An 8,356-nucleotide genomic window follows, 5' to 3' on the forward strand; every position below is an offset into this window, starting at 1 on the left:
CCGCAAAGGAGCCCGGCACATGACCGTGACGCTGTCCCCCCTGCAGATCGACTGCGATTTCGACTCTGGCAATATCCAGGTGCTGGATGCCAGCAACCCGGCTGATGTGCACCTGAACATCCGCCCGGACACGCACAGCGGCCACTACCAGTGGTTCCACTTCAAGGTCAGCGGGCTCACACCGGGGCAGGTCCATCGCTTCAGCCTCGACAATGCCTCCGGCTCTTCCTACAAGAACGCCTGGAGCGGCTACAACGCCGTGGCCAGCTACGACCAACAGCGCTGGTTCCGCGTGCCAAGCCAGTTCGACGGCAACGCCCTGTCGTTCGAGGTAACGGCAGAACAGCCGCAGATCTGGTTCGCCTACTTCGAACCCTACCCACGCGCCCGTCACAACCAGCTGATCGAACGTGCATGCCAGTTGCCAGGGGTCGAGTTGCTGGCCAGCGGCCGTAGCGTCCAGGGTCGCGACATCCCGCTGCTACGCGCCGGCGACGGCGCTGCAGGCAAGCGCAAGCTGTGGCTGATTGCCCAGCAGCACCCGGGCGAACACATGGCCGAATGGTTCATGGAGGGCGTGATCGACCGCCTGCAAGCCAACGATCCGCTGATCCAGGGTCTGCTGGCCAAGGCCGACCTGTACCTGATCCCCAACATGAACCCCGATGGCGCCTTCCTCGGCCACCTGCGCACCAACTTCAAGGGCAAGGACCTCAACCGCGCCTGGCAGGACGCCAGCGTCGAGCTCAGCCCGGAGGTGTTCTTCGCCCAGGCGCAGATGAAGCAATACGGCGTGGATGCGTTCATCGACGTGCATGGCGACGAAGAAATCCCCCATGTGTTCACCGCCGCCTGCGAGGGCAACCCGGGTTACACGCCGCGGCTGGCAAAGCTGGAGGAGCAGTTCCGCAGCACCCTCTGCAGCCTGACCCGCGACTTCCAGACCGTGCATGGCTACACCCGCGATCAGCCGGGGCAGGCTAATACGACCCTGGCCTGCAACGCGGTGGGGATGGCTCATGACTGCCTGTCATTGACCCTGGAAATGCCGTTCAAGGACCATGATGATGCGCCTGATGCGGTTGCCGGTTGGTCCGGAGCACGCTCCAGGGCACTGGCCGGTGCGGTGCTGGAGACCTTGGCGAAGATGGTTGGCGATTTGCGCTGAGCCTGCCTGGCGCGGTCGTTGCGAGCCCGCGGTGAACGCTGTTCAGAACTGCACATCCAGAATCACGCTGTCGGTATAGCTCGCCGCCGGCGGCGTAGCCTGGTCGGTGTAGACCTTGGCGTTGTAGTTGAATACCTGGCTGCCCGTGCCGGTACCCAGCCCCGGATTGACATCGGCATCCGTGCTCGCGCGTCGCGCCGCCCCTGACGCCCCCCAGCGCACCGTCCCGGCACTCTTGAATATGTCATAGGCCAGGTAATTGCTGGCCGCCGACTTCATTCGCCTGCGCCCAGCGCTGACGTTCTGGCCGTCATCCAGCCCCACCGTATAGTTGCTGCCCTTGGTACACGAAACGCTCAGGCTCTGGTTGACCGTGGCAAAACCTGCCACCACCGGCGCGCTGCCGAAGCTGATATTGGGCGTAGTGATCTGACAGTCGTTGGTCACCGTCAGGCTTACCGTAAGGGGTTGTGACCCTGAACTGTTGTCACGCCCGATGCACAGCCCGCCGATGGCAATCCCTTCGCAATAATTCCACGCCCAGCTCATCGTCAATGTTTCCGAGTACACCCCGGCAGCGACGTTACTGCCTATCTGGGTGCGCATATACAGCGGCACCGCCTTGGGTGTGCCATTGAGCAGCCCAAGCAGGTCGAGGATACCAGTGCGACCAAATTCAAAGGCTACGCCGCGGGTAATCGGAAAGTTGGTGGTGGCGTCGGCATACAGCGTGTAAGGGATGACATCGCCGGTGGGCCCGACCAATCCACCGGTTGTCGGCGCCACGGTCAACTTGAACGAGTCGCCGCTACTGAGCACGCTCAGTACCGTACCGTTACACTGCAAGCCTGCATTGGTGGTAGACGCCGTCTGGGACACAGTGCGCACCTGAGTCGAGTTGAGTGTGCCAAATGCCACAGGCAGGGTCGGCACCGCCAGGCACTTGGCCCAGGTCGAGCCCGCCGACAACAGCAAGACACACGCCCACACCCCGCCCCACCAGGTCTTCATTTGCACACCAACGGGCCAACCAGGGGGTTCGAACCTTCAGCCTTGGGCAGGTCGAATTCCACTTGGCATTGGCCGCCCCCTTCAAGCTCCACCTGCAGGCGGTTGTGGGGCGAGAGGTTTTCCAGGTACACCAGCCCGTCCCAGCCGACGACGGCCTGGCTCCCGGACTGTTCGTGGGTCACACGGCTGCCCAGCTTGAGCACGTGCTGGCTGGTGTCGACCAGTTCGATGCTGGCCGCCAGCACGCGCTTGAGCGGAAACTCCAGCAGATAGCCGCTGCCCCGGCGTACCGCTACCCGCTGCTCCACCTCCGGTGCGAGGATATCCGGCGGCAGGTCCATCGGGTCGATCTCATACTTGCCGCGGTAATAACCACTGCTGTACGGCACCAGCAGGTGCCCGTCAGCATCGGTGCGGCCGACCTCCTGGTTTTCGTAGCGAACCGGTATATCGCCGTAGCCTTCGGTGCTGACCACCACGAACGCGTCATCGATACGGTTGGCGGCGAACAGCCCGGCATCCATCCACACCAGCGACCCGCTGGCATCGGCCCAGCGGGTCATCTCGCCGCTGCTGCCATACACCCCGGCCTGCAACTGCACCGACTGCAGCCGCCACGTGGCATCCGCCTGGCGATAGGCATCGCGATCGCTGCCCGTTGCATAGCCCAGGTTGTAACCCACGCCGGTACCCACCGGCACCGCACGGCTGTAGTTGACGCGCTGCAAGCTCTGGCCTTCCTTGCTGCGCTCGATGCCCAGGGCAAGGGTGCCGTGCAGGTCGAACGGGATCACCAGTTGCGCCTGCACCGCCCACTGGCTGTCGCCGACTTCGCGGTTGGCCGACAGGTAGACGCTGCTGTTGCCCCACAGCGGCCGGCTGTAGCTCAGGTTGATCAACCGGGTGCGGGTGCCATCACCGGCACGTACGTCGAAGTAACCGGCGCCAAGATTGCCGTACTCGTTGAGGTTGACGCTGACGGTGACCTGCTCGCTGCTTTTGCTCAGCTGAATGTCCGGGGTATCGACCCGGGTCAGGTCGGCGTATTCACCGTGGCGTTGCAGGCGCTGATAACTGAAGCCGATACGCTGGCTGTTGTACTGATAGCCCAGGGCGACCTGGTGGCCCTTCTCGCCATCGAACTGACTGTGCGCCAAGGCCGCGTTGAGCACGCCGAAGTTGCCCAGGCGCATGTTGCCGCCCAAGCCACCCAACATCAGCGATTCGGCGGTTTCGGCATGGGTCTCCAGGGTAAAGGTGTCGCTCACCCCATAGCGCAGGTTGCCCGAGGCTACGCCCGGGCCATAGGCGAAATCGCGCACGCCGTAGTCACGGCGCAGGCTGCCCGCCGCCAGCGAATAGTCCGAAAGGCCTTTCTGCAGCAGGCTGCTGGTGACGTAGAACGGTAATGTGGTCGACACCTGCCGGCCCAGGGCATCGGTGGTGACCACCACCGCCTCCCCTGCACCATTGATGAACGGCACGTTGGTCAACGTGTAAGGGCCTGGTTGCAGCTCGGTAGTGCTGGACTTGTAGCCGTTGATGAACAAGTCGAGAGAGGTCGGTACCGCTGCTTCGCCGGCAAATGCCGGCAATGGGTAGGTGACCAGGTCCGGCCGTGCCGCAAAGTCGCGTGACAGCTGCAGGCCCCCCACCCGCACCGAGCTGGTCCAGGGCAAGGCACCGGTCACGAAGTCACCGGCTTCGTAGGTCAGCAGGCGCTGCTCGTCGGTAAACCGCCAGGTGCTGTCGTAACGCAGGAACCCCTGCCGCGTTTCGGCGGCCTGCGCACCGTTGAACGATTGGCGCCACTGCCCGGTGCTGGAGAACGTGCCCCAGCTGTCGAACAGGCGCAGTTCGTTCCAGGCCGCAAGGTAGGTGCCACCCTCATCGGTATCGTTCAGGTACAGGTCGTAGTTGAACAGCGCACCGAAGCTGCTGCGCGCCTCGCTGGGCGGGTAAAGGCTGCGGTCACCCACTTGCTGATCGGGCAGCCAGGCCGGCGGCACCTGCAGCAGCAGGCGCTGGTTCTGGCTGTCGTAGTCGGTGTGCAACCCGGGGATGCCATCGAGGGCCACTTCGCCAAGGGGGTTGCCCGGCACCGACACGCCGGCAGCGCGCAGCACTTCGCTGTCCAGGTACAGCTGCCCGGCGCGTTGCTGCACCGGTACCAGCTCAGCCTTGGGCATCTGGTTCACCAGCAGGTCGAGGTACAGGGTGGCGTCGGCGATGGCGGAGATCTCCGTGGGCGGTGGGGGCAGGTCGTCGGCCAGCGCCAGCCCCGGGCCAACCATGGCCAGCCCCAGGCACCAGCGGCGCGTCGTCGCCGTCAGCCATTTCACACACGGTTTCCAACCATTGCCGGGTCCTCCCTGGCCCATGCGCTGCATTCAGTCGCTGGCTCATTGGCCTTGGCGGATCGCGTCCGCGTTGCTTTGCCCGTTCACCCGCCCTTTGAGCACGCTGCCACTGTTCGGGGCCACCGGTGCAGGCCAGCGCATGCTGGCACCCGGCAGCACGTAGCCCAGCAGCCCCTCGGCCAGCGGCTTGGCCTGGCTGCCCTGCTGCACCACTACATCGGTCAGGCGCGCATGCACCGGGCCGGTATTGCGCAATTCCACATAAGGCTTGCCCTGCACCGTCACCGGCTGCCAGCTGAGCTGCGGCTTGCCCACGCCTTCGGCATTGCGTTTGCCCTCGGGGTCGGCCTTGCCCCACAAACCCTCGCCATAGACGAACAGCGGCACCGAATAGCGCATCTGCAGGCGAATGGCGGCGGTGGTGCCAGGCTCGGCCTTGTCGACCGGGATGGCGGGCGGGATTTCGTCGATGATGATCCGGTAGGCCTGCTCCTGACCGGCCGGCGAAGGGCCGGTGCGGGTCAGGCGGATCAGCTGCTTCTGCCCGGGGGCGATGTTGGCCACCGGGGGGCTGCCGATGATCTCGCGCTGTGCCTGGAACTGTTCCTGGTAATCACCCTGGCGCCAGGCGAACACCCGCACCTGCAAGTTGGCCGGCGCGGTGCCGCGATTTTCCAGCCACAGGGCCCCGGCTTTCTGGTCGGCCTCCAGCACCGGGTCGATCGGCCAGATCAGCACCGAGGTAGCCGCCCCGGCTGGCAGGCTTGCCAGCCACAACAAACCGATCAATCCACGCGCCCACTTCGCGCCTGCCCCCATGAAGCTCTCCTTAGACTCTTGTCATTGGTGGCGCTGGATTCACCAGGTCACCGTCACTTGCACCACATCGGTGTAGGTCCCTGCCGGCAGCGTGCCCGTCAGTTGAACCCGCCCGTACACCGGCAGCCTGATGGCCGTCGGGTCGGAATAGCCCACGGCCACGCTCTGCCCTATGCCCAGGGTCTGGCTGTAGGCCGCGTCCCGGTACAACTGGTACGCCAGCACCTGGGTACCGCTGGAGCGTTTGAGGTTGCGCGTGCCGCTCGCGCTGTTCTGGCCACCGTCCACGCTCATGCTCATGGCCACGCCCGGCGTGCACTGGAAGGTCACCATGCTGCCGCCCAGGGCGGTGCTGAGAATGCCGGTGGACAGCGCCGACTGCGAGCCGTAGTTGAGCACCCCGTAACTGGTCACACCGCCGACCACCAGGCAGCCGGCGGCAATCTGCGCCGTCACCGTGAAGGTGCTGGTGGTTGCCGCGTCCAAGGGCGCGGCCAGCAGTACGCCAAGGCCGGTCAGGCCACCTGCCAGCCAGGCACGCATGGCTCAGAAGGACAGCTCGACGGCTACCGTGTCGGTGTAGACCCCGGCCGGCAGCCCCGCCTTGCCCCGTGCCTGGCCGTACAGGTTGACGGGCTGCGCCACACCGGTGCTGGTCGGTAGGGTGATGGTGGCGTCAATATTCAGCACCTGCGTGTGCCCGGAGTCGGTGTAGAAGTCGTACGGCACGAAGTTGCCGGCGCTATCTGCCAGCGCGCGGGTGCCGCCGGTCGACTGGCCATCGTGGGCCCCGGCCCGCACGCGAATCGCCGGTATCGTGCCGGCCGAGCACAGAATGCTCATCGCCGCGCCGGTACCGCCCAGCACCTGGGCGTCGGCAGTGCCGAACAAGGCGTCCTGGGTACCGAAGTTCAAGCTACCGAAATTCAGCCCCGAGGTACCCGAGCTGCCATTGACCTGACACGCTGCAATCAAGGTCAGCGTCGAGCTGATGGTCCCGGTCACCGTGGCGGCCTGGGCCTGAGAGGCCAGGGCCAGGCCCAGACCGGCGAGGATGCAGCGTGAGAGGTTCGTTCGCATCGGAGTCTCCTTGCGTTGTTACCAGTCCAGAGTCACCCTGAGGGTGTCGCGGTACAGCCCGGCCGGCAGCGCGCGCGGTTGCGCCACTACCACACCGTAGATGGGGATCGGTATCTGCTGGGTGCTGTTGATGGTGAAGGCACGTGCCTGGCCGATGCCGTAGCGGCTGTTGCCGCCGGGGTCGACCGCCAATTGGTAGGGGATCAGTTCACGGCCATTGCTCAGGCGGCGGACGCCATCGTCGCCATTCTGGCCGCCATTGATGCGCACATTGAAAGCCCGCACTTCAGGCGTGCAGCTGATCTGCAGGCTGCCCTCCCCACTCACTTCATCGACCCGGCTGCGCAAGGGCTGATCCCAGTTCGGGCCCCGCTCGCCAAAGTCCAGCAGGCCAGGGTTGCCCAGGGTGGCCGGTTGCGTCTCGTTGCTGCTGATCTGGCAAGCCGCGCTGATCACCAGCCGCGCCTGGATGAACCCGGTGCTGGTGCCATGCGCCGCACCGCCGGGGACCAGCAGCGGGCCGAGGGTAAGCAGCAGGATCGAGGTACGATTCATGGCGTCGCATCCTTGTGCATGGTGACGTCCCTACCAGGTGACCGTGACTTTGAGCAGGTCGGCATACCGGCCGGCGTTCGGCACCCAGGCCAGCTTGTCGATACGGGCATACAGCGGCAGCTCGACCGAGCCGCTGTCCGGAACCCGCGCCGACTGCGCCACGTTCACCGCCAAGGGCTCGCGCCAGGCGGCGTCACGGTACAGGCGATAAGGGATCGGCCGGGCCTTGGCGTCATCGCTGGCCAGGAAGCGTACCTCACCGACACCGCCATGCTGGCCGCCGTCGACGCGCACTTGGTAGGGGGTGTCGGGGTTGCATTCCAGGCGCGGCGGGCGCTGACCAAGCAACGCACCCGCAAGCGGCGCATCCGGGCCATCCAGCCGTGCGGCGGCGCCCAGGTCGATCTGCCCCAGCGCCTGCGCACCGGCATCGCGAGTCTGGTTGACCAGCATGCAGCCGCGCTGCACCAGTACCCGTACTTCCACCAGGAAGTCTGCCGCCATGGCACTGCCGCTCAACAACAGGCCCAACAGCGCGGCCAGGAAGCGTTCCGTCACCTTGTTATCCTTATCACTTTATGCTGAATTTGAGCGTAGCAGCGAGATGCCAGTATTGCGGCGGCGCCAAGCCGTTTTTTTGTGCTAGCAACAAAGCAATAGCCCCTTCGAAAAAAAAACCGCAACGCGCCGAACCCCTCTGCCTCCTCGTGCCTCCAATAGCCAAAGGCCGGTGTCCGCGTGGATATTCTGGTAGGGTGTATCACCATCATCCTGCCTCAGACTCATGCGGCAAGCATGGACCGACATGACAGGAGCGTTTTCATTGATGACCGCAGACAGCACGCTTGCCCAAGCTGTGGAGCGTTGTGCCCTGGAACCGATCCAGGTGCCAGGCAGCGTCCAGCCGCATGGCTTCCTGCTGGTGCTGGACGAAACCGATTTGCGCGTGCTGCAGGCCAGCGAGAACGTCGAACAGTGGTTGGGCATACCCGCCAGGGAACTGATCGGCTACCGCTTCGCCGATCTGGTCAGCGACGCCTTCGACCTGCGCGGGCACCTTGCGCGGCTACCGGAAGACGAAGCGTTCCCGTTCCATATCGGCGACGTGCACCTGCGCCAGGGCGCGCCATTCAGCGCCCCGCTGCATCTGCTGGCGCACCGTCACGACCAGGTCCTGATTACCGAATTCGAACCCCCGCGCCTGCCGGCAGACCTGGCCGGGCAAGGTGACTACTACCCGGTGGTGCGCAGCTTTGTCAGCACCGTGCACCTGGCGGGCAGCCTCGAAGAACTGCTGCAGCAGACGGTGGTGCAACTGAAGCGCATCACCGGCTTCGGCCGGGTCAAGGCCTACCGCTTCGAT

Annotated in this window: 8 protein-coding genes and 1 pseudogene; 2 read left to right on the top strand and 7 right to left on the bottom strand. The window is 65.1% G+C overall.

The window, feature by feature from the left end; translation table 11 throughout:
• The first annotated feature begins 19 nt into the window (after positions 1–19).
• Complete coding sequence (locus tag HP547_RS08330) at positions 20–1,168, top strand: carboxypeptidase family protein (RefSeq protein ID WP_172226119.1); 1,149 nt, start codon at positions 20–22, stop codon at positions 1,166–1,168.
• 42 nt (positions 1,169–1,210) lie between these two features.
• Here HP547_RS08330 and HP547_RS08335 read toward each other — a convergent pair whose 3' ends face one another.
• The 7 genes from HP547_RS08335 to HP547_RS08365 all read right to left on the bottom strand — a co-directional run bounded on the left by HP547_RS08335 (position 1,211) and on the right by HP547_RS08365 (position 7,551).
• Positions 1,211–2,179 (bottom strand): spore coat U domain-containing protein, encoded by a 969-nt coding sequence (locus HP547_RS08335; protein ID WP_172286014.1) that lies wholly within the window; start codon positions 2,177–2,179, stop codon positions 1,211–1,213.
• Entirely contained in the window at positions 2,176–4,473 is a 2,298-nt protein-coding gene (locus tag HP547_RS08340; RefSeq protein WP_172286020.1) for a fimbria/pilus outer membrane usher protein, read from the bottom strand. The genes HP547_RS08335 and HP547_RS08340 overlap by 4 nt, the downstream gene beginning before the upstream one ends.
• A 108-nt stretch (positions 4,474–4,581) precedes the next feature.
• Positions 4,582–5,358 (bottom strand): molecular chaperone, encoded by a 777-nt coding sequence (locus HP547_RS08345; RefSeq protein ID WP_172286015.1) that lies wholly within the window; start codon positions 5,356–5,358, stop codon positions 4,582–4,584.
• Positions 5,359–5,397: 39 nt separating this feature from the next.
• Positions 5,398–5,901: a spore coat U domain-containing protein gene (locus HP547_RS08350; protein WP_172286016.1), complete on the bottom strand. Its 504-nt coding sequence runs from the start codon at positions 5,899–5,901 to the stop codon at positions 5,398–5,400.
• A gap of 3 nt (positions 5,902–5,904) precedes the next feature.
• Positions 5,905–6,438 (bottom strand): spore coat protein U domain-containing protein, encoded by a 534-nt coding sequence (locus HP547_RS08355; protein WP_172286017.1) that lies wholly within the window; start codon positions 6,436–6,438, stop codon positions 5,905–5,907.
• Between the two features lie 18 nt (positions 6,439–6,456).
• Positions 6,457–6,993: a spore coat U domain-containing protein gene (locus tag HP547_RS08360; protein WP_172226134.1), complete on the bottom strand. Its 537-nt coding sequence runs from the start codon at positions 6,991–6,993 to the stop codon at positions 6,457–6,459.
• 30 nt (positions 6,994–7,023) lie between these two features.
• Positions 7,024–7,551, bottom strand: a complete 528-nt coding sequence (locus HP547_RS08365; protein WP_172286018.1) for a spore coat protein U domain-containing protein — start codon at positions 7,549–7,551, stop codon at positions 7,024–7,026.
• 268 nt (positions 7,552–7,819) lie between these two features.
• Between HP547_RS08365 and HP547_RS08370 the strand changes: the two are divergent.
• Positions 7,820–8,356: pseudogene (locus HP547_RS08370) on the top strand (ATPase); the annotation flags it as partial.

Source organism: Pseudomonas sp. CM27 (assembly GCF_013179515.1).
In the GTDB taxonomy this organism is placed as follows: domain Bacteria; phylum Pseudomonadota; class Gammaproteobacteria; order Pseudomonadales; family Pseudomonadaceae; genus Aquipseudomonas.

Excerpts from the sequence above, each read along its gene's own strand:
- HP547_RS08360 (WP_172226134.1), bottom strand. The coding sequence starts at position 6,993 with ATGAATCGTACCTCGATCCTGCTGCTTACCCTCGGCCCGCTGCTGGTC.
- HP547_RS08330 (WP_172226119.1), top strand. The coding sequence starts at position 20 with ATGACCGTGACGCTGTCCCCCCTGCAGATCGACTGCGATTTCGACTCT.
- HP547_RS08335 (WP_172286014.1), bottom strand. The coding sequence starts at position 2,179 with ATGAAGACCTGGTGGGGCGGGGTGTGGGCGTGTGTCTTGCTGTTGTCG.
- HP547_RS08340 (WP_172286020.1), bottom strand. The coding sequence starts at position 4,473 with ATGGTTGGCCCGGGGCTGGCGCTGGCCGACGACCTGCCCCCACCGCCC.
- HP547_RS08355 (WP_172286017.1), bottom strand. The coding sequence starts at position 6,438 with ATGCGAACGAACCTCTCACGCTGCATCCTCGCCGGTCTGGGCCTGGCC.
- HP547_RS08350 (WP_172286016.1), bottom strand. The coding sequence starts at position 5,901 with ATGCGTGCCTGGCTGGCAGGTGGCCTGACCGGCCTTGGCGTACTGCTG.
- HP547_RS08345 (WP_172286015.1), bottom strand. The coding sequence starts at position 5,358 with ATGGGGGCAGGCGCGAAGTGGGCGCGTGGATTGATCGGTTTGTTGTGG.